Annotated in this window: 26 protein-coding genes and 1 other annotated feature; of the genes, 16 read left to right on the forward strand and 10 right to left on the reverse strand. The window is 54.2% G+C overall.

Translation table 11 applies throughout. The features are described from left to right. Window positions 1–5: 5 nt before the first annotated feature. A complete protein-coding gene (locus CWM66_RS12300) occupies window positions 6–944 on the reverse strand; it encodes a zinc-binding alcohol dehydrogenase family protein (protein WP_107146706.1) in 939 nt (312 codons plus the stop codon). Window positions 945–1,018: 74 nt separating this feature from the next. Here CWM66_RS12300 and CWM66_RS12305 point away from each other — a divergent pair, with 74 nt between their 5' ends. Then, on the forward strand, window positions 1,019–1,486 hold the full coding sequence (locus CWM66_RS12305; protein ID WP_035885521.1) for a MarR family winged helix-turn-helix transcriptional regulator: 468 nt from the start codon (window positions 1,019–1,021) through the stop codon (window positions 1,484–1,486). Window positions 1,487–1,506: 20 nt separating this feature from the next. Here CWM66_RS12305 and trpA read toward each other — a convergent pair whose 3' ends face one another. The 5 genes from trpA to CWM66_RS12330 are packed head-to-tail and all read right to left on the reverse strand — an operon-like array spanning window position 1,507 to window position 8,041. Further along, window positions 1,507–2,316 carry a tryptophan synthase subunit alpha gene (gene trpA / locus CWM66_RS12310; protein WP_007371919.1) on the reverse strand — a complete coding sequence of 270 codons (810 nt, stop codon included), beginning with the start codon at window positions 2,314–2,316 and terminating at the stop codon, window positions 1,507–1,509. Continuing rightward, entirely contained in the window at window positions 2,316–3,509 is a 1,194-nt protein-coding gene (trpB, locus tag CWM66_RS12315; protein ID WP_007371920.1) for a tryptophan synthase subunit beta, read from the reverse strand. The genes trpA and trpB overlap by 1 nt, the downstream gene beginning before the upstream one ends. A 12-nt stretch (window positions 3,510–3,521) precedes the next feature. After that, window positions 3,522–4,880 (reverse strand): bifunctional indole-3-glycerol-phosphate synthase TrpC/phosphoribosylanthranilate isomerase TrpF, encoded by a 1,359-nt coding sequence (trpCF, locus tag CWM66_RS12320; protein ID WP_090396746.1) that lies wholly within the window; start codon window positions 4,878–4,880, stop codon window positions 3,522–3,524. A 3-nt stretch (window positions 4,881–4,883) separates the two neighbouring features. Beyond that, window positions 4,884–6,479, reverse strand: a complete 1,596-nt coding sequence (gene trpD, locus CWM66_RS12325) for a bifunctional anthranilate synthase glutamate amidotransferase component TrpG/anthranilate phosphoribosyltransferase TrpD (RefSeq protein ID WP_035885524.1) — start codon at window positions 6,477–6,479, stop codon at window positions 4,884–4,886. Further along, window positions 6,479–8,041, reverse strand: coding sequence for an anthranilate synthase component 1 (locus CWM66_RS12330; RefSeq protein WP_071920885.1), 1,563 nt, complete (start codon window positions 8,039–8,041; stop codon window positions 6,479–6,481). Before CWM66_RS12330 ends, trpD begins: the two co-directional genes overlap by 1 nt. A 22-nt stretch (window positions 8,042–8,063) precedes the next feature. Next, window positions 8,064–8,158: a sequence feature (Trp leader region), on the reverse strand. 161 nt (window positions 8,159–8,319) lie between these two features. On the opposite strand from CWM66_RS12330, the gene rnm reads away from it, so the two are divergent. The 3 genes from rnm to rluB all read left to right on the forward strand — a co-directional run bounded on the left by rnm (window position 8,320) and on the right by rluB (window position 10,796). Beyond that, entirely contained in the window at window positions 8,320–9,180 is an 861-nt protein-coding gene (gene rnm / locus CWM66_RS12335; protein ID WP_107146707.1) for an RNase AM, read from the forward strand. 18 nt (window positions 9,181–9,198) lie between these two features. Beyond that, a complete protein-coding gene (locus tag CWM66_RS12340) occupies window positions 9,199–9,819 on the forward strand; it encodes an L-threonylcarbamoyladenylate synthase (RefSeq protein WP_072439812.1) in 621 nt (206 codons plus the stop codon). 98 nt (window positions 9,820–9,917) lie between these two features. Continuing rightward, on the forward strand, window positions 9,918–10,796 hold the full coding sequence (gene rluB / locus CWM66_RS12345) for a 23S rRNA pseudouridine(2605) synthase RluB (RefSeq protein ID WP_043953489.1): 879 nt from the start codon (window positions 9,918–9,920) through the stop codon (window positions 10,794–10,796). An 87-nt stretch (window positions 10,797–10,883) separates the two neighbouring features. Here rluB and cobO read toward each other — a convergent pair whose 3' ends face one another. Both cobO and CWM66_RS12355 read right to left on the reverse strand, forming a co-directional pair. Then, entirely contained in the window at window positions 10,884–11,474 is a 591-nt protein-coding gene (cobO, locus tag CWM66_RS12350) for a cob(I)yrinic acid a,c-diamide adenosyltransferase (protein ID WP_007371927.1), read from the reverse strand. Further along, window positions 11,471–12,226, reverse strand: a complete 756-nt coding sequence (locus tag CWM66_RS12355) for a YciK family oxidoreductase (protein ID WP_090396748.1) — start codon at window positions 12,224–12,226, stop codon at window positions 11,471–11,473. The genes cobO and CWM66_RS12355 overlap by 4 nt, the downstream gene beginning before the upstream one ends. Window positions 12,227–12,450: 224 nt before the next feature. Here CWM66_RS12355 and sohB point away from each other — a divergent pair, with 224 nt between their 5' ends. After that, on the forward strand, window positions 12,451–13,497 hold the full coding sequence (gene sohB, locus CWM66_RS12360) for a protease SohB (RefSeq protein ID WP_007371929.1): 1,047 nt from the start codon (window positions 12,451–12,453) through the stop codon (window positions 13,495–13,497). 34 nt (window positions 13,498–13,531) lie between these two features. On the opposite strand, the gene CWM66_RS12365 is transcribed toward sohB, so the two are convergent. Beyond that, window positions 13,532–13,783, reverse strand: a complete 252-nt coding sequence (locus tag CWM66_RS12365; RefSeq protein WP_007371930.1) for a YciN family protein — start codon at window positions 13,781–13,783, stop codon at window positions 13,532–13,534. Window positions 13,784–14,178: 395 nt separating this feature from the next. Between CWM66_RS12365 and topA the strand changes: the two genes are divergently transcribed. From topA to acnA, 6 genes are all read left to right on the forward strand, one after another. Beyond that, a complete protein-coding gene (topA, locus tag CWM66_RS12370; protein WP_007371932.1) occupies window positions 14,179–16,776 on the forward strand; it encodes a type I DNA topoisomerase in 2,598 nt (865 codons plus the stop codon). Between the two features lie 182 nt (window positions 16,777–16,958). Further along, window positions 16,959–17,933: an HTH-type transcriptional regulator CysB gene (gene cysB / locus CWM66_RS12375; protein WP_007371933.1), complete on the forward strand. Its 975-nt coding sequence runs from the start codon at window positions 16,959–16,961 to the stop codon at window positions 17,931–17,933. Between the two features lie 318 nt (window positions 17,934–18,251). After that, window positions 18,252–18,413: a YmiA family putative membrane protein gene (locus tag CWM66_RS12380; protein ID WP_072439810.1), complete on the forward strand. Its 162-nt coding sequence runs from the start codon at window positions 18,252–18,254 to the stop codon at window positions 18,411–18,413. Between the two features lies 1 nt (window position 18,414). Continuing rightward, a complete protein-coding gene (locus CWM66_RS29090) occupies window positions 18,415–18,585 on the forward strand; it encodes a hypothetical protein (protein WP_007371935.1) in 171 nt (56 codons plus the stop codon). Window positions 18,586–18,723: 138 nt separating this feature from the next. Next, window positions 18,724–18,822 (forward strand): small membrane protein YmiC, encoded by a 99-nt coding sequence (ymiC, locus tag CWM66_RS29270; RefSeq protein WP_227136793.1) that lies wholly within the window; start codon window positions 18,724–18,726, stop codon window positions 18,820–18,822. Window positions 18,823–18,994: 172 nt separating this feature from the next. Next, on the forward strand, window positions 18,995–21,670 hold the full coding sequence (acnA, locus tag CWM66_RS12385; protein ID WP_107146708.1) for an aconitate hydratase AcnA: 2,676 nt from the start codon (window positions 18,995–18,997) through the stop codon (window positions 21,668–21,670). A gap of 46 nt (window positions 21,671–21,716) precedes the next feature. Here the strand turns inward: acnA and ribA are convergent, their stop codons facing one another. Continuing rightward, the gene (ribA, locus tag CWM66_RS12390) at window positions 21,717–22,304 is read right to left on the reverse strand and encodes a GTP cyclohydrolase II (protein ID WP_007371938.1); all 588 of its coding nucleotides are present in this window, start codon (window positions 22,302–22,304) and stop codon (window positions 21,717–21,719) included. A gap of 196 nt (window positions 22,305–22,500) precedes the next feature. On the opposite strand from ribA, the gene pgpB reads away from it, so the two are divergent. From pgpB to yciH, 5 genes are all read left to right on the forward strand, one after another. Beyond that, window positions 22,501–23,265, forward strand: a complete 765-nt coding sequence (pgpB, locus tag CWM66_RS12395; protein ID WP_007371939.1) for a phosphatidylglycerophosphatase B — start codon at window positions 22,501–22,503, stop codon at window positions 23,263–23,265. A 140-nt stretch (window positions 23,266–23,405) separates the two neighbouring features. Further along, window positions 23,406–23,714, forward strand: coding sequence for a LapA family protein (locus tag CWM66_RS12405; protein WP_107146710.1), 309 nt, complete (start codon window positions 23,406–23,408; stop codon window positions 23,712–23,714). Window positions 23,715–23,720: 6 nt separating this feature from the next. Beyond that, window positions 23,721–24,890 carry a lipopolysaccharide assembly protein LapB gene (gene lapB / locus CWM66_RS12410; protein WP_035885534.1) on the forward strand — a complete coding sequence of 390 codons (1,170 nt, stop codon included), beginning with the start codon at window positions 23,721–23,723 and terminating at the stop codon, window positions 24,888–24,890. A 188-nt stretch (window positions 24,891–25,078) separates the two neighbouring features. After that, window positions 25,079–25,816: an orotidine-5'-phosphate decarboxylase gene (gene pyrF / locus CWM66_RS12415; RefSeq protein ID WP_107146711.1), complete on the forward strand. Its 738-nt coding sequence runs from the start codon at window positions 25,079–25,081 to the stop codon at window positions 25,814–25,816. Next, window positions 25,816–26,142, forward strand: a complete 327-nt coding sequence (gene yciH / locus CWM66_RS12420) for a stress response translation initiation inhibitor YciH (RefSeq protein ID WP_072439808.1) — start codon at window positions 25,816–25,818, stop codon at window positions 26,140–26,142. Before pyrF ends, yciH begins: the two co-directional genes overlap by 1 nt. Window positions 26,143–26,166: the final 24 nt, after the last annotated feature.

Genomic DNA, 26,166 nt, shown 5'->3' on the forward strand with positions numbered 1-26,166 from the left:
TACCATTAGCTGATAACAAAAACGGTTCTTTTCTGGCTGTCATCACGCAGCCAGGCAGTTTCAACGTCACTCAGAGGCGCAGGCGTAGTGGCAATACGCAGTTGCGCCGGTAGCGCCACGGCGAACATCTCTGCGGTAGCTTGCAGCAGCTGAGGTAACGATAAACTACCGATGCCGCTGCCCATCAACTGGATCGGCGCTGCGCGCAGCCAGGCGCCGGACAAACGGATATCCTGCCCGGAAAGCGCACCCACCTGAACAAAGCGGGTTGGCGATTTTGCCTTCGCGGCGGCGGTGAGGATCAGTTCTGCGCTACTACCCCACAAATAATCCACCACCACATCGACAGGAGTCGCGAAGGCGCCAGCGAATTGCTGGCGCAGCGCTTCGCTCTCATCCGTCAGATTGATCGCGTGATCTGCGCCAAGACTGTGCAAAACGGCGGCGTTACGCCCGGTGACGATAATTTTCCCCGCGCCGAGGTAGCGGGCAATCTGCACCGCAAGTTGTCCGGCGCTGCCTGTTGCGCCATTGATCAACACCGTTTCACCGCGACGGAGGCCCGCGCGGGTTGCCAGTGCAGCCCAGGCTGACATGCCCGGATTTGCCATCGCCGCGGCACTGATGCTGTCCAGCCCATCCACCAGAGGGATGCAGTGCTGTTCCGCAACTGGCGCAAACTCTGCCATGCTGCCCCATGGCGCGCGCGGAAAAGCAAACCAGACACGCTGGCCATCTGGTCGTGTGCCGACGCCATCAATACCCGGCACAAAGGGTAGCGCACCATCAAAACTGTAATGCTGGCCTGATGCGCGGCTTTTCACCACATGACTTATCGCGGCGGCGTTAACGGTGATCAGACACTCGCCCTGTCGGGCTTCAGGCATGGCGAAGCTGGCATAACTTGGGGGCTGGTTGGTCTGGTGGACAATGGCTGCGTACATAGAATTCTCTCCGTCAGGGTTTATGTGTAAAATGCACATATTGAGATTGCCACTCTACACCATCAGGAATTTATATGCAAAATGCACATATTAATTATGACATCGATGACTTCCATCGCGCGTTACTCACTATTATTGGCGTGATGAATCATCCGTTACGTGATATGGCGCTGATGCGCGCGGCAGATATCACCCTTGATCAGGTATTGTTTCCGCTGCTGGTGACGGTTGAACGTTTTGGCCCCATTGGCGTGGTTGAACTGGCTAACCGTGTCGGACGGGATTACACCACGGTAAGCCGCCAGGTGAAAAAACTGGAGCAGGCCGGGCTGGTGGTGAAAAAAAGTCAGCCGCAGGACAAACGGGTGAGCGAACTCACCATCAGCGAAGAGGGCAAAGCGATGACAATGAAAATTGATGCAGCGCGGCAGCGGCTGATGAATGCGACATTCGACGGCTGGGAACCCGATGATGTTCAGTCGCTGTTCCGGCTGGTCCAGAAGTATGCGCAGACACTACTGAAGCAAGAAGAAGCCGCCTGAGCGAACAGGCGGCAACAGAATTAACGCGGCAGCGTAGCGGCTTTCAGACTCTGAACAAACTCTTTCAGCTCAGCCAGCATCGCTGTAGGGTTTTGCAGATTTTTTTCGATGATTTTGACAATCGCCGAGCCGGAAATCGCGCCCGCTGCGCCTGCGTTCACCGCAGCGGCAACCTGATCCGGCGCAGAGATACCAAAGCCCTGCAACGGCGGCGCAGCGTGGTATTCCTTCAGTTTTTCCACCAGGTGATGCAACGGCAGCGCCGCACGGTTTTCCGCACCGGTTACGCCAGCCCGCGACAGCAGATAGGTATAACCGCGGCCATAAGAGGCAATCTGGCGCAGCAGTTCATCATCGGCATTCGGCGGGCAGATAAAGATTGGCGCAACATTGTGGCGCATCGCCGCCTGACGGAAGGGGGCAGACTCTTCAATGGGCACATCGGCCACCAGCACGGAATCGACACCGACTTTTTCGCATTTGGCATAAAACTCATCAATGCCGCCGCTGAACACCAGGTTGGCGTACATCAGCAGGCCAATTGGAATGGTCGGATGCTTCTGACGGATGGTTGCCAGTATTTCAAAGCACTGAGTCGGCGTAACGCCTGCGGCGAAAGCGCGCAGCGTCGCGCTCTGGATCGTCGGGCCGTCGGCCAGCGGATCGGAGAAGGGGATCCCCAGTTCCAGCGCGTCCGCGCCAGCTTCGATCAGCGTATCGATAATTTTCAGCGACTGTTCCGGCGACGGATCGCCCAGTGTAACGAAGGGAACGAAAGCGCCTTCTTTCCGGTCGGCGAGCCGTTTAAACAGGTTGTCGTAGCGTTCCATCAGATTTCCCCTCGCGCTTTCAGGATGTCATGTACGGTGAAGATGTCTTTATCGCCGCGGCCGGAGAGGTTAACCACCAGCAGCTGCTCTTTATCCGGGTTTTCGCGCATCATTTTCAGCGCATGGGCGAGGGCGTGCGAAGATTCCAGCGCCGGAATAATCCCTTCATGGCGGCTCAGCACCTGGAAAGCGTCCAGCGCTTCGTCGTCAGTAATCGACACATAATCAGCGCGACCAATGCTGTTGAGATACGCATGTTGCGGCCCGACAGACGGGAAATCCAGCCCGGCGGAGATGGAGTAAGACTCTTCAATCTGGCCTTCATCGGTCTGCATCATCGGCGATTTCATGCCGAAATAGATACCCACGCGGCCGTGCTTCAGCGGCGCGCCATGTTCGCCGGTTTCAATACCGTGACCGGCCGGTTCAACGCCAATCAGACCAACGCTGGTTTCATCGATAAAATCGGCAAACATGCCAATAGCATTTGAGCCGCCGCCGACGCAGGCAATCACGGCATCCGGCAGGCGTCCCTCTTTTTCGAGGATCTGCGCTTTGGTCTCTTCGCCGATCATGCGCTGGAATTCACGCACAATGGTCGGGAACGGGTGTGGGCCAGCGGCAGTACCGAGCATATAGTGCGCGGTTTCGTAGCTGCCGGACCAGTCGCGCAGCGCTTCATTACAGGCGTCTTTCAGCGTGGCGGAGCCGCTGTGTACCGGGATCACTTCTGCACCCATCAGACGCATACGGAAGACGTTCGGCGACTGGCGCTCAACATCTTTTGCGCCCATATAGATGCGGCACTTCAGACCGAGCAGAGCACTGGCAAGCGCCGATGCAACACCATGTTGCCCCGCGCCAGTTTCTGCAATGATTTCGGTTTTGCCCATCCGTTTTGCCAGCAGCGCCTGACCGAGAACCTGGTTGGTTTTGTGCGCGCCGCCGTGCAGCAGATCTTCACGTTTCAGGTACAGCGTGGTGCGGGTACCGGCAGTCAGGTTCTGGCATTTCGTCAGCGCAGTCGGACGTCCGGCGTAGTTTTTCAGCAGATCGTTAAACTGGCGCTGAAAATCCGCATCGCTCTGGGCGCTGACAAACGCTTCTTCCAGTTGGCGCAGCGCGGGCATCAGGATCTGTGGAACAAACATGCCGCCAAACTCGCCAAACCATGGGTTCAATAGTGTTGTCATTCTCTTCTTTCCTTAATAAGCACGCAGTGTACGGAAAACCGAAGCCAGTTTGCTGGCATCTTTAACACCCGGTTCCGACTCCACGCCTGAATTAAAATCGAGTCCGGCACAGCCGGTTTTCGCCGCCTGCACACAATTATCTGCGCTCAGGCCGCCAGCCAGCAGCACATTATCGAGCGGTTCGCCGGCCAGCAGTGACCAGTCGAAGCTTTGGCCGCTGCCGCCCTGGCCGTTGTCGAAGAGATATTTATCGACCTGCTGTAAGTTACGTGGCGGCAGGGTGTCGCTGACGCTTAGCGCTTTCCAGATTTGCGTCTGCGCAGGCAATACCGCGCGCAGAGCGTCAATATAGGCCTGATCTTCGCTGCCGTGTAACTGCACCGCAGAAAGTACCAGCGCTTTTGCTTTCGCCACCACATCTTCAACCGGGGCGTTACGGAACACGCCGACATATTGCAGCGGCGCGCCCTGCATTACCGCTTGCGCCTGTTCATCGGAGACGGCGCGCGGCGAGGAGGCGACAAAAATCAATCCACCGTAAATCGCGCCCGCTTCATGGGCGGCGCGGGCATCTTCGGCGCGAGTCAATCCGCAAACTTTGTTCTCGCCGAGCAGCACGCGTTTCACGGCGGCATCGAGATCGTCATGAGACATCAGCGCCGAACCAATCAGGAAACCATTGGCAAAGTGGCTTAGTTCGCGAACCTGGGCGTAAGTATTAATGCCGGACTCGCTGATCACCGTGACGCCTTTACCCAGAAGCGGTGCAAGCTGGCGAGTACGGTTGAGATCAATCGACAGATCGCGCAGATCGCGGTTATTAATGCCAACCACTTTCGCTTCCAGCGCAATGGCACGTTGCAATTCTTCCTTGTTACTCACTTCAGTCAGCACACCCATCTTCAGGCTGTGGGCCACGGCAGCAAGCTGGCGATACTGTTCGTCATTCAGCACTGACAGCATCAGCAGGCAGGCATCGGCCTGATAGTGACGCGCCAGATAGATCTGATATGGGTCGATAATAAAATCTTTGCACAGGATCGGCTGTGGCGCGATGGCGCTAACGATGGGCAGAAAATCGAAACTGCCCTGGAAATATTTCTCATCGGTCAGTACGGAAATCGCCGAAGCGTGATGTTTATAAACGCCGGCGATGCGCGCCGGATCGAAATCGTCACGGATAACGCCTTTGGACGGCGACGCTTTTTTGCATTCCAGAATAAAGGCGGTCCGTGTTCCTTGCAGGGCATCGTAGAAGCTGCGTGTACTCGGCACGACGTCGTTCTGGAAGCTGGCCAGCGGTTGTTGCTCCTTGCGCGCCGCAACCCATATGGCTTTATCGGCGACGATTTTCGCTAAAACGGTCTGCATCTTTTATCCTCTTGCCGCAAGTGCGGTGACTTTGTCGTAGGCTGCTCCGCTGTGCAGCACATCCAGTACTTTCTGCGCGTTGGCCCGCAAATCTTCGTTGCCGTGCAGACGCATCAGCACCGCGACGTTGGCGGCCACAGCGGCTTCATGAGCAGTTTCGCCTTTACCTTGTAATAAGCGCGTCAGAATGTCACGGTTTTCTTCCGGCGTGCCGCCCGCAAGCTGTTCCTGATGATAAGGCGTCAGGCCGAAGTCTTCGGCAGTTAACTGGTAACTTTTAATTTCACCGTTATTGAGCTCCGCAACCAGCGTCGGCGCATGTAATGACACTTCATCCATCCCGCCGCTATGCACGACGGCAGCGCGCTGATAACCGAGAACACGCAAGGTTTCCGCAATCGGCAGCACCAACTCCGGGCTGTAAACGCCAATTAATGCCAGCGGCGGATGCGCCGGGTTGATGAGCGGCCCCAGCACGTTAAACAGGGTGCGGGTTTTCAACTGCTGACGTACCGGCATTGCGTGGCGGAAACCGGTGTGGTATTTCGGCGCAAACAGGAAGCAGACGCCAAGTTCATCCAGCGCGTTGCGCGATTTGTCGGCATTCATATCCAGATTAATACCAAATGCGGCCAGCAGATCGGATGAACCTGAACGGCTGGAAACGCTGCGGTTGCCGTGTTTAGCGACCTTCAGCCCGCACGCGGCAGCGACAAACGCGCTGGCGGTGGAAATATTGATGCTGTTGCTGCCATCGCCGCCGGTACCGACGATATCCGCGAACGGATAATCCGGGCGCGGGAAGGGCGCGGCATTTTCCAGCAGCGCCGTAGCGGCACCGGCAATTTCGTTCGGGTGCTCACCGCGGATCTTCATGCTGACCAGCGCTGCGGCCAGTTGTTCAGGTTTCAGCTCGCCGCGCACCACCGCCGAGAAGAGCTGGTGGCTCTCTTGCTGGCTGAGGGTTTGCGCCTGGTAAAGTTTCTCCAGAATCGGTTGCAGTGTGTTGCTCTGCTCCAGTTTCTGCAACGCCCAGGCCAGCGTCTGCTCCAGCAGGCGTGCGCCCTGCGTGGTGAGGATCGATTCCGGATGGAACTGGAAGCCGCAGACGCGATCCGCATCGTGACGTACCGCCATCACCATGCCGTTGAAATGCGCATTGATGGTCAACCCTGCGGGAATATTGCTGCCAACCAACGAATGGTAACGCGCCACCGGCAATGGATTGCTTAAACCGGCAAACATCGCCTGGCCATCATGTTCAATACTGGAGGCTTTGCCGTGCAGGATTTCACCGGCCTGGCCGACATAGCCACCGTAGGCCTCGACAATCGCCTGGTGCCCAAGGCAGATACCAATAATCGGTAACTTGCCGCGCAGACGCGTCAACAGTTCCGGCATACAGCCTGCTTCAGACGGCGCGCCCGGGCCTGGTGACAGCATCAGCACCGGGTTTTGCATCGTTGCCAGACGGTCAATTAAAGTTTGTGCGGGTACATGGTTGCGATAAATCACCACATTATGTCCGCTTGCACGCAGCTGATCCGCCAGGTTGTAAGTAAAAGAGTCGATATTATCGAGCAGCAGAATGTCAGCCATCAGAACGTCTCCTGTGCGTGGTGTGCAGTGGCAATGGCGCGCAGAACCGCGCGAGCTTTATTACGGGTTTCATCGGCTTCAGACTGCGGTACAGAATCCAGTACCACGCCGGCGCCGGCCTGAACGGTGGCAATACCGTCCTCAACCCACGCGGAACGAATGACAATGCAGGTATCCAGATCGCCGTGAGCAGTGAAGTAACCGACAGCGCCGCCATAGCTGCCGCGTCGTGCGCCTTCGGCCCGGGCAATCAGTTGCATAGCGCGGACTTTCGGTGCGCCGCTAAGCGTTCCCATGTTCATGCAGGCGCGATAAGCGTGCAGCACATCCAGATCCTGACGCAGTTCGCCCACCACGCGGGAAACCAGGTGCATAACGTATGAATAACGATCCACTTTTGTCAGGTCGGCAACATAACGGCTGCCAGGCGTACAGATGCGAGCCAGATCGTTACGCGCCAGATCGACCAGCATCAGGTGCTCAGAAAGTTCTTTATGGTCGGTACGCATATCGAGTTCGATACGGCTGTCGAGATCGCGATCCAGAGAACCATCCGGGCGACGACCGCGCGGGCGCGTTCCGGCGATGGGGTAGATCTCAATCTGGCGGTTGCTGGCGTCATATTTCAGTGAGCTTTCCGGCGAGGCGCCGAACAGGGCAAAATCATCGTCCTGCATGAAAAACATATACGGGCTGGGGTTGCTCTTTTTCAGCACTTCATAAGCGGCCAGCGGCGAGGGGCAAGGCAGCGTAAAACGGCGCGACGGGACAACCTGGAAAATTTCGCCGCTGCGAATCGCTTTCTGCATCTCCCGTACAACGGCACCGTACTCTTCGTCGCTCTGATTGGTCTCGCAACGCATATGCGTCACGGTCTGCACCGGCAGCGGCTCTGCGGGCAGATCCAGTTGTTGGCGCAGGACGTTAACACGCTCAAGCAGGCGTGCTTTTTCGCTGGCGTCCTGGCTGAACAGGCTCGCCTGGATACGCGTTTGCTTTTTCTGGTGGTCGATTACCAGTAATGTTTCCGCGAGATAGAAGCAGTAGTCCGGGCAGCGACGATCGTGGGCAAGCTGCGGTAAATCTTCAAAACCGGCGACCAGGTCATAGGCAAACAAGCCGCCAAAAAACATCGCTTCGCGTTCGTCTGCCGGGACGTCCACCAGCGTTTGCAGCAGTCGGAAAGCGTCAAATACCGAGAGCGAGCACAGGCGGGCATCTTCATCCAGTAGCGTGCTGACCGACGGGAAACGCAATTCGCGGCCATCCGTCAGCACGGTGTTTTCAACCCCGGCGGGCAGCGCCGCATCGAGCAGATTTAGCAGGGAAGCGCCGTTGGCGGTGAGCGCCTTAATAGTGACAGTGTCACCCAGCGCGGTAATGCGCAGCGCGCTATCGACCAGCAGCAGGCTTTTTAAATCATTCTTGCTGTCGATATCGGCGGATTCCAGCAGCAACGTGGCCGGGCGATCGCCGCATAATTGGTGGAACAGCGCCGTCGGATTGTCGCGGTATGCGGCGTTGCTTGTCAGAAGTTCGAGTGCTGGTTTTTGCGTTTGCATAGTCGCTCTCATAAATTTGTTCAAAAAAAAGCCCGCTGAGTGAGCGGGCCGGGTATCGGTATGCTGAATGCGCACGTGATCTCACAGCCCTGTTCAGGGAGTGCGCCACCAGCGAGTAACAGAGAAATGTGCATTCATTGTTGCGATACCTTGTCGTGTGAACTTGCGTACTAGTTAACTGGTTCATGGAAAGAAAGTCAACCCTCGATTTCAGAAAAAGTTGGCTAACCGTTATGATAGGGCGCAAACAGATGTCCTGATAAATCTACGGAGCCGCTTTGAGCGACACGAACTACGCCATAATTTATGACCTGCATAGCCACACCAGCGCCTCTGACGGCTTGCTTTCTCCGGAACAACTGGTACATCGCGCGGTAGAAATGCGCGTGGGCACGCTGGCCATTACCGATCACGATACCACAGCCGCGATCCCTGCGGCACGGGCTGAAATTGTCCGTGCCGGGCTGGCGCTGGAATTAATTAGTGGCGTGGAAATCTCCACCGTCTGGGAAAATCATGAAATCCATATCGTGGGTCTGAACATTGATATCGAAAACCCGGCGATGTGCGAATTTTTGCAGCAGCAGTCCGCGCGTCGTATTCAGCGCGCGCAACTGATTGCCGGGCGTCTGGAAAAAGCGCATATTCCCGGCGCGTGGGAAGGCGCACAGCGACTGGCGCAGGGCGCGAGCGTGACGCGTGGTCACTTTGCACGCTTTCTGGTGGAGCAGGGTAAGGCCAGTAACATCGCCGATGTTTTTAAAAAATATCTTGCGCGCGGGAAAACGGGATATGTTCCGCCGCAGTGGTGTACAATAGAACAAGCTATTGAAGTGATTCATCATTCTGGCGGAACGGCGGTGCTGGCCCATCCTGGTCGATATAACCTTTCCGCTAAATGGCTGAAAAGACTGCTGGCGCATTTTGCTGACCGCGGCGGGGAGGCGATAGAAGTTGCCCAATGCCAGCAGGCTCCCAATGAACGAGCGCAGCTCGCCGGGTATGCCCGCCAGTATGGTTTGCTGGCGTCGCAAGGATCGGATTTCCATCAGTCCTGCCCGTGGATTGAACTGGGGCGAAAACTCTGGCTACCGGCCGGTGTTGAAGGCGTCTGGCTGAAATGGGAGCAGCCGCAGTAAAACGTAAGAGAGGGAAGTATGAGTCAGTTTTTTTATATTCATCCGGACAACCCACAACCGCGATTGATTAATCAGGCGGTGGAGATCGTGCGTAAGGGCGGTGTGATTGTTTATCCCACCGATTCCGGGTATGCGCTGGGGTGCAAAATCGAGGATAAAGGCGCGATGGAGCGGATTTGTCGCATCCGTCATCTGCCGGATGGCCACAACTTCACGCTGATGTGTCGCGATCTGTCCGAGCTGTCGACCTATTCGTTCGTTGATAACGTGGCGTTTCGTCTGATTAAAAACAATACACCCGGTAATTACACTTTTATCCTGAAAGGGACAAAAGAGGTGCCGCGTCGTTTATTGCAGGAAAAACGCAAAACCATTGGGCTGCGTGTGCCGTCGAATCCAATTGCGCTGGCCCTGCTGGAAGCGCTCAATGAGCCGATGCTCTCGACGTCATTAATGCTGCCGGGCAGCGATTTTACCGAATCCGATCCTGATGAAATCAAAGACCGACTGGAGAAGGTCGTCGATTTGATCATTCACGGCGGCTATCTCGGGCAGCAACCAACGACCGTAATAGACTTAACCGATGACTCGCCGGTCGTGCTTCGCGAAGGCGTCGGTGACGTTAAACCTTTCTTATAGCGGCGCAAGCCGCTATACTACGCGGCCATTTCAGCAGCGGCTTCGCCGGACTGATAACCCTATTCGACGCCTGTGAAGGCGACACCTAAGGATGCTCTATGAGCGAGAAACTACAGAAAGTGCTGGCGCGAGCTGGCCACGGCTCCCGCCGTGAGATCGAATCTATTATTGAAGCTGGCCGCGTCAGTGTGGACGGTAAAATCGCTACCCTGGGCGACCGCGTTGAGGTGACGCCGGGGCTGAAAATTCGCATCGATGGTCATCTCATTTCGGTGAAAGAGTCCGTTGAGCAGATTTGTCGTGTGCTGGCGTACTACAAACCAGAAGGCGAGCTCTGTACCCGCAACGATCCTGAAGGCCGCCCGACGGTGTTCGATCGTCTGCCAAAACTGCGCGGTGCGCGCTGGATTGCTGTTGGTCGTCTCGACGTCAATACCTGCGGTCTGTTGCTGTTCACCACCGACGGCGAGCTGGCGAACCGCCTGATGCATCCGAGCCGTGAAGTTGAGCGTGAATACGCCGTGCGCGTATTTGGTGAAGTGGATGATGCGAAGCTGCGCGATCTCGCGCGCGGTGTGCAACTGGAAGACGGCCCGGCGGCATTTAAAACCATCAAATTCAGCGGTGGTGAAGGGATTAACCAGTGGTACAACGTGACCCTGACCGAAGGGCGTAACCGCGAAGTGCGTCGCCTGTGGGAAGCGGTGGGTGTCCAGGTTAGCCGCCTGATCCGCGTACGTTACGGCGATATCCCGCTGCCGAAAGGCCTGCCTCGCGGCGGCTGGACCGAGCTGGATCTGGCGCAGACCAACTATCTGCGCGAGCTGGTTGGCCTGGAAGCGGAAACGCAATCAAAAGTGGCAGTCGAGAAAGATCGTCGCCGCATGAAAGCAAACCAGATCCGTCGTGCCGTGAAGCGCCACAGCCAGCCTGGCGGCACTCGCCGTCCTGGCAGTACGCGTAACAAAAACGATTAACAGAAAAGGGGCGAAAGCCCCTTTTTTATCGCCTGCGTTGGCGTTGCTCGTCAACGGGCCTGCATCATCGCCAGGCCAGAATTGCCATCAATAATCAATACCAATCTGCGCTTTGATACCTGCTTCGAAAGCATGTTTTACCGGGCGTAGTTCACTGACCGTGTCCGCCAGTTCCAGAATATCCCGGTGGCAGCCGCGTCCCGTAACGATCACCGTTTGCATCGGCGGACGGTTGCGCAGCGCGTTCAGCACCGTTTCCAGCGGCAAATAATCATACGCCACCATATAGGTCAGCTCATCGAGCAGCACCATGTCCAGAGAAGGGTCTGCCAGCATCCTCTCCGCGTGTTGCCACACCGCCAGACAAGCCGCGGTGTCGCTTTCACGATTTTGCGTGTCCCAGGTAAAACCAGTCGCCATGACCTGAAATTCCACGCCCAATGGCTCCAGCAGGTTACGCTCGCCATTAGGCCAGGTTCCTTTAATAAACTGGATCACGCCAACCTTTTTCCCATGGCCGACAGCGCGCGTGGCGGTGCCGAATGCCGCGGTGGTTTTGCCTTTGCCGTTGCCGGTGAAGACAATAATAATTCCACGTTCGTCCTGCGCGGCGGCCACGCGGGCATCAACGCGTTCTTTTACGCGCTGTTGGCGTTGCTGATAACGTTCTTCACTCATTGTGCAATCCCTGGTTTACGGCCGGGTTGTGCATCAAAGCTCATCCCGGTTTTTCGTCGGCTGTCATCGCCCATCAGCCACAAATAGAGCGGCATAATATCGGCGGGGGTTTTCAGTTTTTGCGGATCTTCTGTCGGGAAGGCGCTGGCACGCATTTTGGTGCGCGTGCCGCCCGGGTTGATACAGTTGACCCGCAGGCGGTTCTGGTACTCTTCGGCCAGCACCTGCATCATTCCCTCGGTGGCGAATTTTGACGCTGCGTAAGCGCCCCAGTTGGCGCGCCCCTGACGTCCCACGCTGGAAGAGGTAAACACCAGCGAACCGCTATCTGATTTAAGTAATAAAGGAAGAAGCGCCTGCGTAAGATAGAACGTTGCGTTGACGTTGACCTGCATAACGGCATCCCAGGTTGCGGGATCCTGTTCGCTCATCGGGCAGACATCGCCCAGTAAACCGGCGTTGTGCAGCACGCCATCAAGGCGTGGTGTGGTGGCAGCGATCGTTGCCGCCAGTTGCTGGCACTCTTCCGGCGTGCAGGTTGCCATATCCAGAGTAAACCATTGTGCCTGCTGACCTTCGTCATTTATTGCCTGCGTGACCTGGCGTAATTTCGCTTCCTGGCGTCCGAGCAAAATCAGGCTCGCGCCGTGGCGAGCGTAGGTCAGGGCGGCCTCTTTACCGATGCCGTCACTGGCACCGGTAACAAGAATTATGCGGTCGTTTAGCAGATCGCGTTGCGGCTGATAATGCATACTGCCTCCTCAGGCCGGGCCGGTATTCACCTTCATATGTTGGCTTTATGCCTTAAATGACAGGCTATTTCAATCGGCCTCGCGGAGAGTTGCGCAACCTTTAAGCCAAAGAGTGTTAAAAAATTCAGCAACATGGCACATTTGGTGCACGGCTTGCGCGAGACGCGCCCGGATGGCTCATGTACACTGGAGCCATGATTATTGGTGTAACCGAGGTGGTACGCGTGGAATTACTGTCTGAATATGGTCTGTTTTTGGCCAAGATCGCGACCGTGGTAGTGGCGATTGCGGTGATAGCGGTACTGATTGTCAATCTGACGCAGCGCAAGCGTCAGCGGGGCGAGCTGAAAATTACCCGTTTGAGCGAGCAGTATAAAGAGATGCAGGAAGAGATGTCCGCTTCGTTGCTGGACGATCATCAGCAGAAACAGTGGCATAAAGCGCAGAAGAAAAAGCTCAAGCAGGAAGCAAAGGAAGCCAAGGCGAAAGCAAAAGCAGGGAAAAGCGTTGACTCAGGAAAATCACGCGTTTATGTGCTGGATTTCAAAGGCAGTATGGACGCCGGAGAAGTCAGCGGGTTGCGCGAGGAAATTACCGCCGTGCTGACCGTGGCAAAACCGCAGGATCAGGTTGTTCTGCGGCTTGAAAGCCCCGGCGGAGTGGTGCACGGCTACGGTCTTGCGGCTTCTCAATTACAGCGCCTGCGCGACAGACATATCCCACTGACGATCGCCGTTGATAAAGTGGCAGCCAGCGGTGGCTATATGATGGCTTGCGTGGCGGATAAAATTGTTGCCGCGCCCTTCGCCATTATTGGCTCTATCGGCGTGGTGGCGCAGATCCCTAACTTCAACCGTTTCCTGAAAGGCAAAGAGATCGATATTGAGTTGCACACTGCCGGACAGTTTAAACGTACGCTAACGCTACTGGGTGAAAACACCGAAGAAGGGCGACAGAAATTCCGCGAAAGCCTGAATGAAACCCATGACTTATTTAAAGATTTTGTTCATCAGATGCGCCCGGCGCTGGATATTGAAAGCGTGGCGACCGGTGAACACTGGTACGGTTCCCAGGCGCTGGAGAAGGGTCTGATTGATCAGATTGGCACCAGCGACGAATTGCTACTCAGCCTGTATGAGAATCATGAAGTTATCGGCGTCCGCTACCAGCAACGGAAGAAAATGATGGAGCGGTTTACCGGCAGTGCGACAGAGAGTATTGACCATCTGCTGATGCGCTGGTGGCAGCGCGGGCAAAAACCCCTGATGTAAACAAAACGCGAGGCCAGAAGCCTCGCGTTTTTACTTAGTCGATAAGATGATACTTTTCAGAAAGTTCATGTGCTAAGTATTTGAACATATTGAATACTGCCGTGCTTTTCGGCGTCGGCAGACCTTGCTCATCCAGGTAGTACTCACCGCTGAACACCAGCACGCCATTGCGCTGGGTAACATCGGTGGCGGCAATACCTGCCAGCGTATCTTCATGCTCACGGATCAGTTTGTTAGCCAGCTCCAGCAATGTCTGGCGATCGATGGGTTGAGATGTACCGGTCATTTTTCTACTCCTCAAAATTTTCTGAAGTTTACCGCTGGCCCGGACAGGGAGCAAATTTTCCCTGTTTTTGCAAAGGGTTTGAGCTGTTGTTGTGCTGGCGCGTTTCGTTTTTGCGTGCTAATAAAGTTGCGTAACAAATTTTATCAGGTACAGTGTGACGCTTTCGTCAACCTGGCAACAGAATTGCTTGACATTCGACCATAACACCGTCGTACTACATCACCCTGACGCGAAAAAGCTTGTAAACTCAGCCACCTGAATGCTCCGTTTGACGCGCCTGGCCAGATATGGGGGTTGATATCCCCGGTTGTCGCCGCAATAGTGAAGGTTCGTCGCGGGTGGTGTTAAGCAATGTCGACGTATTCCTGGAAGAATTAAATTAGGTAAAGGTGAATATGGGTAAAGCTCTCGTTATCGTTGAGTCCCCGGCAAAAGCCAAAACGATCAATAAATATCTGGGTAATGACTATGTGGTTAAATCCAGTGTTGGTCATATCCGTGATTTGCCGACCAGTGGCTCAGCACCCAAAAAGAGCGCAGACTCAGCCTCCACCAAAACGGCTAAGAAGCCTAAAAAGGATGAACGCGGCGCTCTTGTCAATCGCATGGGGATCGACCCATGGCACAACTGGGATGCACATTATGAAGTGCTGCCAGGCAAAGAGAAGGTGGTTTCTGAACTGAAATCGCTGGCTGAAAAAGCCGACCACATCTATCTCGCAACCGACCTTGACCGCGAAGGGGAAGCCATTGCATGGCACCTGCGGGAAGTGATCGGCGGTGATGAAAAACGCTACAGCCGCGTAGTGTTTAACGAAATCACCAAGAATGCCATTCGCCAGGCCTTTGAAACGCCGGGTGAACTGAATATTGACCGTGTGAATGCCCAGCAGGCGCGCCGCTTTATGGATCGCGTTGTGGGCTACATGGTTTCTCCGCTGCTGTGGAAGAAAATTGCCCGTGGCCTTTCTGCTGGTCGCGTGCAGTCTGTTGCTGTCCGTCTGGTGGTTGAACGCGAACGCGAAATCAAAGCCTTTGTACCGGAAGAGTTCTGGGAAATTGATGCCGCTACCGCGACGCCCGGCGGCGACGCATTGCCGCTGCAGGTGACGCATCAAGGCGACAAAGCGTTCCGTCCGGTCAACCGCGAACAGACCATGGCCGCCGTTAGCCTGCTGGAGAAAGCGCGTTACACCGTACTGGAGCGGGAAGATAAACCGACCAGCAGCAAGCCGGGCGCGCCGTTTATTACCTCCACGTTGCAGCAGGCCGCCAGTACGCGTCTCGGTTTTGGCGTGAAGAAAACCATGATGATGGCGCAGCGTCTGTACGAAGCCGGTTACATCACCTACATGCGTACTGACTCAACCAACCTGAGCCAGGACGCGGTCAGCATGGTTCGCGGCTATATTACTGACAATTTCGGGAAGAAATACCTGCCGGAATCTGCCAACCAGTACGCCAGTAAAGAGAATTCCCAGGAAGCGCACGAAGCGATTCGTCCTTCCGATGTTGCGGTGCAGGCTGAGTCGCTGAAGGATATGGAAACCGACGCGCAGAAGCTGTATCAGCTTATCTGGCGTCAGTTTGTCGCCTGTCAGATGACGCCAGCGCAGTACGATTCCACGACGCTGACCGTTGGCGCGGGTGATTTCCGCCTTAAAGCGCGCGGGCGTATTTTGCGTTTCGATGGCTGGACAAAAGTGATGCCGGCACTGCGCAAGGGCGATGAAGATCGCACTCTGCCGTCGGTGAATAAAGGTGATGTGCTGTCGCTCGTCGAACTGACTCCGGCGCAACACTTTACCAAGCCGCCAGCGCGTTTCAGCGAAGCTTCGCTGGTTAAAGAGCTTGAAAAACGCGGCATTGGCCGTCCGTCCACTTATGCGTCGATCATTTCGACCATTCAGGACAGGGGCTATGTGCGCGTGGAAAACCGTCGCTTCTACGCGGAAAAAATGGGTGAAATCGTTACCGATCGCCTGGAAGAGAACTTCCGCGAGCTGATGAACTACGACTTTACCGCGCAGATGGAAGACAGCCTTGACCGTGTCGCAAACCATGAAGCCGAGTGGCGGAAGGTGCTGGACAGCTTCTTTGGCGATTTTTCTCGCCAGCTTGAGCAAGCTGAACAGGATCCGGAAGCTGGCGGGATGCGACCGAACCAGATGGTGCTGACCAGCATCGACTGCCCGACCTGCGGCCGTAAAATGGGGATTCGTACTGCCAGTACCGGCGTATTCCTCGGTTGTTCCGGCTATGCGCTGCCGCCAAAAGAGCGCTGTAAAACCACCATTAACCTGGTGCCGGAAAACGAAGTGCTCAATGTGCTGGAAGGCGATGACGCGGAAACCAACGCGCTGCGTGCCAAACGTCGTTGCCAGAAGTGTGGCACGGCGATGGACAGCTACCTCATTGATCCGAAGCGCAAATTGCATGTTTGCGGTAATAACCCGACCTGTGATGGCTACGAAATCGAAGAGGGCGAGTTCCGCATCAAGGGGTATGACGGCCCGATCGTTGAATGTGAGAAGTGCGGTTCTGAAATGCACCTGAAAATGGGGCGTTTTGGTAAGTACATGGCATGTACCAACGACGAATGCAAAAACACGCGTAAAATTCTGCGTAACGGCGACGTAGCACCGCCGAAGGAAGATCCGGTGCCATTGCCGGAGCTGCCTTGCGAGAAATCCGACGCTTATTTCGTGTTGCGTGATGGTGCTGCCGGGGTGTTCCTCGCCGCCAATACCTTCCCCAAATCGCGTGAAACGCGTGCACCGCTGGTGGAGGAACTGTACCGTTTCCGCGATCGTCTGCCGGAAAAACTGCGTTACCTGGCCGATGCGCCACAGCAGGATCCGGAAGGTAATAAAACGATTGTCCGCTTTAGCCGTAAAACCAAACAGCAGTACGTGGCATCGGAAAAAGAGGGCAAAGCAACCGGATGGTCGGCTTTCTACATTGATAACAAATGGACTGAAGCTAAAAAATAAGCGACTTCAGTTACCTATCCCCAAAGGGCCGCTCTGTCGGCCCTTTTTTATGCCTGCATTATTATTCTTTGTTAGCTGCTATACACAGAAGCTATAAATGATATAGTTGTTATAGTAACCCGCTTTTTTATTATGAAATCGTCTTAAGCGATAACCCATTTGCGTACTTCGGATGGTCTGTCATGAAACTACAGCAGCTTCGTTATATCGTCGAGGTGGTGAATCACAACCTCAATGTCTCCTCGACGGCGGAAGGGCTTTATACTTCCCAGCCAGGTATCAGTAAGCAAGTCCGCATGCTGGAAGATGAGTTGGGGATCCAAATTTTTGCCCGCAGCGGCAAGCATCTTACTCAGGTAACGCCCGCCGGGCAGGAAATTATCCGCATTGCGCGTGAAGTCCTGTCAAAAGTGGACGCGATTAAATCGGTGGCGGGGGAACATACCTGGCCCGATAAAGGCTCGCTGTATGTCGCCACCACGCACACCCAGGCGCGCTATGCGCTGCCTAACGTGATCAAAGGCTTTATTGAGCGCTATCCGCGTGTTTCCCTGCATATGCATCAGGGCTCGCCCACGCAGATTGCCGAAGCGGTTTCGAAGGGGAATGCGGACTTCGCCATTGCCACCGAGGCGTTACATCTGTATGACGATCTGGTGATGCTACCATGCTATCACTGGAATCGTTCCATCGTGGTCACGCCGGACCATCCGCTCGCCTCAAAGCAATCGGTCACGATTGACGAGCTGGCGCAGTATCCGCTGGTAACGTACACCTTTGGTTTTACGGGCCGTTCTGAGCTGGATACTGCGTTTAATCGCGCAGGGTTAACGCCGCGTATTGTCTTTACCGCCACCGATGCAGACGTTATTAAAACTTATGTAAGACTTGGCCTGGGAGTTGGTGTTATCGCCAGTATGGCGGTCGATCCAGTCTCCGATCCAGACCTGGTTAAGCTGGATGCGCATGAGATTTTTAGCCACAGCACAACCAAAATTGGCTTCCGTCGCAGCACCTTCTTACGCAGCTATATGTATGATTTTATTCAGCGCTTTGCACCGCATTTAACCCGCGATGTGGTCGACACTGCCGTGGCATTGCGTTCTAATGAAGATATAGAAGCGATGTTTAAAGATATTAAGTTGCCGCAAAAATAATGTCGGAGGGTATCTTTTCGACTGAAAAGATACCCTTAACTCTGACTAAAGCTAAATCGTTATTATCATCATCTGACTTATCGAAAATCCGCCTCAGTGATTGAAATCACATCCTCAAAGCAGACACTGTCACTAATTAGCGACAAAAATAGAAACTAAATTGCTGGTCTGCAAATTTATTACTTCAATAATTTATTTGTGGTCAAAAGATTAAATATTTCTTTGGAAATGGTGAGTAAATTCACTGGATTTTCGGCTAAAGTTCTTTTAGGATTTGTCTCATCTCATGATTAATTGTACCTATTGTTGGTGCCAAAAATGATAAGTGATGTCGATTGTACGAGGTTAGCAATGCCATCAGGAAGTGAAGAGCCAAAAAGGGATCCTGAGCTCAAGCGTAAAGCCTGGCTGGCGGTATTTCTTGGTTCTGCCTTATTTTGGGCGGTTATCGCGTTATTGATCTGGAAATTCTGGGGTTAAAATGGCTATAGCGGGTCGATTAGAACCAGTTAAGCAAGTATGTCAGCTTCGTGACACACCACAGAAAGCGAAAACCAAAACTGTGACCTCTATTCCAGCATGCTGGAAACTGACGCCACAGCAGCAAGCTTTTATTGATGCCTTCGCGGAAGACGACACCAAAAAACAATAAATATATCATCAGAATAATTGTGGGAAATTATCTGCGCTATTCATTGATATGTTCTTATGTACTCTTTAATTAATACACAGCATAAATGAATTGAGTAAAGACTCAGTTTTAATGAATAGTTTTTCTGGTAATTTATTGATGAATAATGATTGTCGAATGAAATACTGGTCGTGGATCACCGTGTTTTCTGTTTCCATCCTCTTTTGGACTCAGATTGTCTGGATGCTCTTCCGGTAATGAATTGAAAAGCCTCGCAACTGCGGGGCTTTTTTAATTTCCTCGCCTGCAAATTTGTCCATTTGTAGCAATTGGGGTTGTTATCAAATCGTTACGATATGTTTGTGTTATCTTTAATACAGACCCTGAAGATCCTCAGGGTATCGCAATCCCTGTAAGTAAGGAGGAGCACATGTCGTTGACCCTACGCGAAGCCAGTAAGGACACGTTGCAGGCAGAGAATAAAACTTACCACTACTACAGCTTGCCGCTGGCCGCCAGACAACTTGGGGATATTGCGCGTCTACCCAAGTCACTCAAAGTACTACTCGAAAACCTTCTGCGCTGGCAGGATGAGGAATCCGTTACTGAAGAGGATATCCGTGCGCTGGCGGGCTGGCTAAGTACCGCCCATGCCGACAGAGAAATTGCCTATCGCCCGGCCAGGGTGCTGATGCAGGATTTCACAGGTGTTCCCGCAGTCGTTGATTTGGCTGCCATGCGCGAAGCGGTAAAACGTCTCGGTGGTGATACCGCCAAAGTAAACCCGCTGTCACCGGTTGATTTAGTTATCGACCACTCTGTCACCGTTGACCATTTTGGCGACGATGACGCATTCGAAGAGAACGTCCGGCTGGAGATGGAGCGTAACCATGAGCGTTACGTCTTTCTGCGCTGGGGCCAGCAAGCCTTCAGCCGCTTCAGCGTCGTACCGCCGGGCACCGGTATCTGTCATCAGGTCAACCTTGAATACCTCGGCAAAGCCGTATGGAGTGAACTCCAGGACAAAGAGTGGGTTGCTTATCCTGACACGCTGGTCGGTACCGATTCTCACACTACGATGATCAATGGCCTGGGCGTGCTGGGCTGGGGTGTCGGAGGTATTGAAGCGGAAGCCGCTATGCTCGGCCAGCCGGTATCAATGCTCATTCCTGACGTAGTTGGTTTTAAACTGACCGGCAAACTGCGTGAAGGCATTACCGCCACCGACCTGGTGTTGACGGTGACGCAGATGTTGCGTAAACACGGTGTGGTGGGAAAATTCGTCGAATTTTATGGTGACGGACTCGATTCGCTGCCGCTCGCCGATCGTGCCACTATCGCCAACATGGCGCCGGAGTATGGTGCTACCTGCGGTTTTTTCCCTATTGATGGCGTAACGCTTGAATATATGCGCCTGAGCGGGCGTAGCGAAGAGCAGGTTGCGCTGGTTGAAGCCTACGCGAAAGCGCAGGGCATGTGGCGTAACCCGGGTGATGAACCGGTATTTACCAGCACACTCGAACTGAATATGCATGATGTCGAGGCAAGCCTTGCTGGCCCAAAACGTCCACAGGATCGTGTAGCGCTTGGCGATGTGCCTAAAGCCTTTGCTGCCAGCTCTGAACTGGAACTGAATACGGCGCAGAAAGACCGCAAACCGGTCGACTACGTGCTCAATGGACATTCATATCAGTTGCCGGATGGCGCAGTGGTCATTGCGGCCATTACTTCCTGTACGAATACCTCAAACCCCAGCGTGCTGATGGCCGCCGGTTTACTGGCGAAGAAAGCCGTCACACTTGGGTTGAAACGTCAGCCGTGGGTAAAAGCTTCACTGGCGCCGGGTTCGAAAGTGGTTTCCGATTACCTGGCGCAGGCTCGCCTGACGCCTTATCTTGATGAGCTGGGTTTTAACCTGGTCGGTTATGGCTGTACGACCTGTATCGGTAACTCCGGCCCGTTGCCGGAACCGATTGAGCAGGCGATACGTGCGGGCGACCTGACTGTTGGTGCGGTGCTTTCGGGGAACCGTAACTTTGAAGGCCGCATTCATCCGCTGGTAAAAACCAACTGGCTGGCGTCTCCGCCGCTGGTGGTGGCCTACGCGCTGGCGGGGAACATGAATATCAACCTCGCAACCGATCCTCTGGGCCACGATCGGAAAGGTGATCCGGTCTACCTGAAAGATATCTGGCCCTCCAGCAACGAAATTGCGCGGGCCGTTGAGCAGGTCTCGACAGAGATGTTCCGCAAAGAGTATGCCGAAGTGTTTGAAGGTACGCCGGAATGGAAAGCCATCCAGGTTGAGCGTTCGGACACTTACGGCTGGCAGAACGATTCGACCTATATCCGGTTGTCCCCGTTCTTTGATGATATGGCGGCGCAACCGAAGCCGGTGGAGGATATTCACGGCGCGCGGATCCTTGCCATGCTGGGGGATTCTGTCACCACCGACCATATTTCGCCGGCAGGCAGTATCAAAGCGGACAGCCCGGCTGGACGTTATCTGCAAAGCCACGGCGTTGAGCGTCGCGATTTTAACTCGTACGGATCGCGGCGTGGCAACCATGAAGTCATGATGCGCGGCACATTTGCCAATATTCGTATTCGTAATGAAATGGTGCCCGGCGTGGAGGGGGGCATGACTCGCCATTTACCGGGCAGTGAAGTGATCTCTATCTATGATGCCGCGATGAGCTATCAGCAGGAGAAAACGCCGTTAGCGGTGATTGCCGGTAAGGAGTATGGTTCAGGCTCCAGCCGCGACTGGGCCGCCAAGGGGCCGCGTCTGTTGGGGATTCGCGTGGTGATCGCCGAATCGTTCGAGCGTATTCACCGTTCGAATCTGATTGGTATGGGGATCCTGCCGCTGGAATTCCCGCAAGGCGTCACGCGCAAAACGCTGGGACTTACTGGCGAGGAAAAACTGGACGTTGTGGATCTGGAGCATATCAAACCGGGCGGAACATTAGCGGTAACGCTAACCCGCGCTGATGGTAAGCAGGAAATGCTGGAGTGCCGCTGCCGCATTGATACAGCGACAGAGCTGACTTACTACCGCAATGACGGCATTTTGCACTATGTGATACGCAACATGCTGAACTAAACAAAAAGGCCTGCAGATGCGGGCCTTTTTACTTTCATCGGGCAGCTTATTTCAGCAGATGCCCCATTTTTTCGGCTTTGGTATCCAGATAATGTTCGTTTTTCGGGTTGCGGCCGACAATCAGCGGTACGCGTTCCACGATGTTGATCCCGGCTTCGGTCAGGATTTCCACTTTCTTTGGGTTATTGGTCAGCAGGCGGACTTCATCGACGCCCAGCAGTTTGAACATATCGGCGCACAGGGTGAAATCGCGTTCATCGGCGGCGAAACCCAGTTGATGGTTGGCCTCAACGGTGTCGTAGCCCTGATCCTGCAACGCATAAGCGCGAATTTTATTCAGTAGACCAATGTTACGGCCTTCCTGGCGATGATAAAGCAACACTCCACGGCCTTCCTCGGCGATATGATTCAGGGCCGCTTCAAGCTGAAAACCGCAGTCACAACGCAAACTGAAAAGTGCGTCACCGGTCAGACACTCCGAGTGCACGCGCGCCAGGACAGGCAACTGCCCGGAAATATCGCCGAAAACAAGAGCAACGTGATCTTGCCCGGTAGCCAGTTCTTCAAAACCCACCATCAGGAAGTCGCCCCATGGGGTTGGCAGCTTGGCTTCTGCCACACGTTTAAGTTGCATGTGAATCTCCGAATTATATTGGCGCACTGCGCGCCTTTAGCCTGTTGGCCTTCTGTATAGGTGTATTTTGCCACAATGCACTGAATAACACCTACAAGTGACCATTCCATTGCTGGTTAAACGCACAAATACGGCGCTTTTAGCGTGAATGTTATATTTCGGTTATGATTGAGTCGCTTATCAGAAAGGAGAGGACATGCTGTCAATTGTAAAGCGTACAACTGTGGGAGCGGCGATTTTATTGGTGATGCCGCTGACCGTGTGGGTTTCCGGCTGGAGTTGGCAGCCCGGACAATCCCGATGGTGGCTCCATTTTCTCTTCTGGCTAACCGAAACGGTTACGCAACCGTGGGGGATTATTACGCACGTGGCGCTGTGCGGCTGGTTTCTCTGGTGCCTGCGTTTTCGCCTGAAAGCGGCGCTGATGCTGTTTGCTATTCTTGGATGCGCAATCCTGGTCGGGCAGGGGGTAAAATCCTTCGTCAAAGAGCGGGTGCAGGAGCCGCGTCCTTTCGTGTTATGGCTGGAAAAAACGCACAATATCCCGGCGGATGAGTTCTACACTTTAAAGCGTAAGGCACGGGGAGAACTGGTAAAATCGCAACTCTCCGGACAGCATGATATTCCTGGTTTTTTACGTAAACATTGGCAAAAAGGGACCGGTTTTGCCTTTCCTTCCGGGCACACTATGTTTGCTGCCAGCTGGGCGCTGCTGGGTGTGGGGTTATTGTGGCCGCGCAGACGGACATGGACCATTGTTTTCCTGCTAGTATGGGCAACCGGGGTAATGGGTAGCCGTTTATTGCTGGGTATGCACTGGCCGCGCGATTTGGTGGTCGCAACGCTGATCTCCTGGCTGCTGGTTACGCTGGCAACCTGGCTGGCGCAATGCCTGTGTGGGCCATTAACGCCGCCTGCGCAAGAGGTGCCAGAAATTGTCGCCAGAGATCGCGAGACTTGATTTTCGATATTTCGCCCGCAAATCGGAATTTGGCATTATGTAATTTCATTCCACGATGGGCGCTAAAATGATAGGTTATAAGTCTGCGTGCAGTCATTTGCATAGAAATTCGTCGCCTGAACCACATAACGGGATGTAATGTGAAATATTTACTCATTTTCTTACTGGTATTAGCGATTTTTGTCGTGTCGATTACGCTTGGTGCGCAAAACGATCAGCAAGTGACATTCAATTATTTACTCGCGCAGGGCGAATATCGCATTTCTACGCTGTTGGCTGTGCTGTTTGCAGCCGGGTTTATCATCGGCTGGCTGATTTGCGGCCTGTTCTGGCTACGCGTGCGTGTCTCTCTGGTTCGCGCGGAACGTAAGATCAAACGACTTGAGCACCAGCTTGCTCCCGCCTCAGATGTACCGGTTGTCTCCGGCACAGTGGCGGTGAAGGAATAATATTTTATGCTGGAGTTGCTGTTTCTGTTGTTACCTGTCGCCGCTGCCTACGGCTGGTATATGGGGCGCAGAAATGCTCAACAAACAAAGCAGGATGAAGCTAACCGGCTCTCACGTGAATATGTGGCCGGGGTTAACCTGTTACTCAGCAACCAGCAAGATAAGGCTGTAGATCTGTTCCTCGAGATGTTGAAAGAGGATACCGGCACCGTCGAAGCTCATCTCACCCTTGGTAACCTGTTCCGCTCGCGCGGCGAAGTGGATCGCGCTATTCGCATACACCAGACGCTGATGGAAAGCGCTTCGCTCACCTATGACCAGCGTCTGCTGGCCGTGCAGCAACTGGGTCGTGACTATATGGCGGCGGGTCTGTATGACCGGGCCGAAGATATGTTCAAGCAACTGGTCGATGAGACGGATTTCCGCGTCAACGCACTGCAGCAATTGCTGCAAATTTTTCAGGCCACCAGTGAATGGCAGAAAGCGATTGATGTGGCTGAGCGGCTGGTGAAACTCGGCAAAGAGAAGCAACTCGTCGAGATCGCCCATTTCTACTGTGAGCTGGCGCTGCAACAGATGGGCAATGAAGATATGGATCGTGCGATGGGGCTGCTGAAAAAAGGCGCCGCCGCCGATCGCAATAGCCCACGCGTCTCCATCATGATGGGGCGGGTGTTTATGACCAACGGGGAGTACAGTAAAGCGGTCGAAACATTGTTGCGGGTTATCGAGCAGGATAAGGAGCTGGTATGCGAAACGCTGGATATGCTCCAGACCTGCTATCAGCAACTGGGCAAAAATGACGAGTGGGCAGCTTTTCTACAACGTTGTGTTGAAGAGAACGTTGGCGCCACCGCGGAACTGATGCTGGCGGAAATCATTGAGCAGCGTGATGGGGCAGATGCTGCGCAGAACTACGTGACCCGACAGGTACAGCGTCATCCGACCATGCGTGTGTTCCACAAACTTATCGATTATCATTTGAATGATGCAGAGGAAGGGCGTGCGAAAGAGAGCCTGATGGTGCTGCGCGACATGGTGGGTGAGCAGGTGCGCAGTAAACCGCGCTACCGCTGCCATAAATGCGGTTTTACGGCATTTACCATTTACTGGCACTGTCCGTCATGCCGGGCGTGGTCAACGGTTAAGCCTATTCGCGGCCTCGACGGGCAGTGATTTTTTAAAAGCCCTTATTTTAGTTACAACATACTAATGGATTTGAACACCCATTTGTCAGACCTGCGCAGTAATATCGCTTTGCAGGCGAAAAATGGAAACTGTTATTTCCAGGCTCCCGCAGGTAGAATGCACGCCGTTTATTCACTTCGCGCCTGTGCGGGTGCCTCATTTCAGAAGGTCTGATCATGACATCTACTCCTTTATCGACTTCCCGCGCTGTGACTGCTTCCCCGGTGGTAGTGGCACTTGATTACGATAACCGCGACAAAGCACTGGCGTTTGTCGACCGCATCGATCCCCGCGATTGCCGCCTGAAAGTGGGCAAAGAGATGTTTACGTTGTTCGGGCCGCAACTGGTGCGCGATCTGCAACAGCGTGGTTTTGATATTTTCCTCGACCTGAAATTTCATGATATCCCTAACACCACGGCGCATGCGGTGAAAGCAGCGGCAGAACTCGGTGTGTGGATGGTTAACGTTCACGCCTCGGGTGGGTCGCGGATGATGACGGCGGCGAAAGAGGCGCTATTCTCTTTTGGCTCCGATGCGCCGCTGCTGATCGCTGTGACCGTGTTAACCAGCATGGAAGCCAGCGATTTACAGGATCTGGGCATCAACACCTCACCGGCAGAGCATGCTGAGCGTCTGGCGCGCCTGACGCAGCAGTGCGGCCTTGATGGCGTAGTCTGCTCTGCTCAGGAAGCCGTACGTTTCAAAAGCGAACTGGGTAAGGCGTTTAAACTGGTGACGCCGGGCATTCGTCCCAAGGGCAGTGCAGCGGGCGATCAACGCCGTATTATGACGCCGGAAGAGGCGCAGCTTGCAGGCGTAGACTATATGGTAATTGGACGCCCGGTTACGCAATCGGAAGATCCGGCCGCAACCCTGAAAGCCATCAACGCTTCGCTGGGTAAGGGGGCTTAATGAGCGACAACAACAGCCGTCTGGTTTATTCGACGGAAACCGGGCGTATTGACGAACCCAAAGAGGCTACCGTACGCCCGAAAAGCGATGGCATTGTACGTATTCAACGTCAGACCAGCGGACGCAAAGGCAAAGGCGTGTGCCTGATCACCGGTATCGATTCTGATGATGAAACACTGGCGAAACTGGCCGCTGAATTGAAGAAAAAATGTGGATGCGGCGGTGCGGTAAAAAACGGTGTAATTGAGATCCAGGGGGACAAGCGTGATTTATTAAAATCGCTGCTGGAAGCCAAAGGAATGAAAGTCAAACTTGCCGGTGGATAAAACAGAAAGGCCGCGATATAAATC

The organism is Kosakonia sp. H7A (assembly GCF_003028445.1).
GTDB lineage: Bacteria > Pseudomonadota > Gammaproteobacteria > Enterobacterales > Enterobacteriaceae > Kosakonia > Kosakonia radicincitans.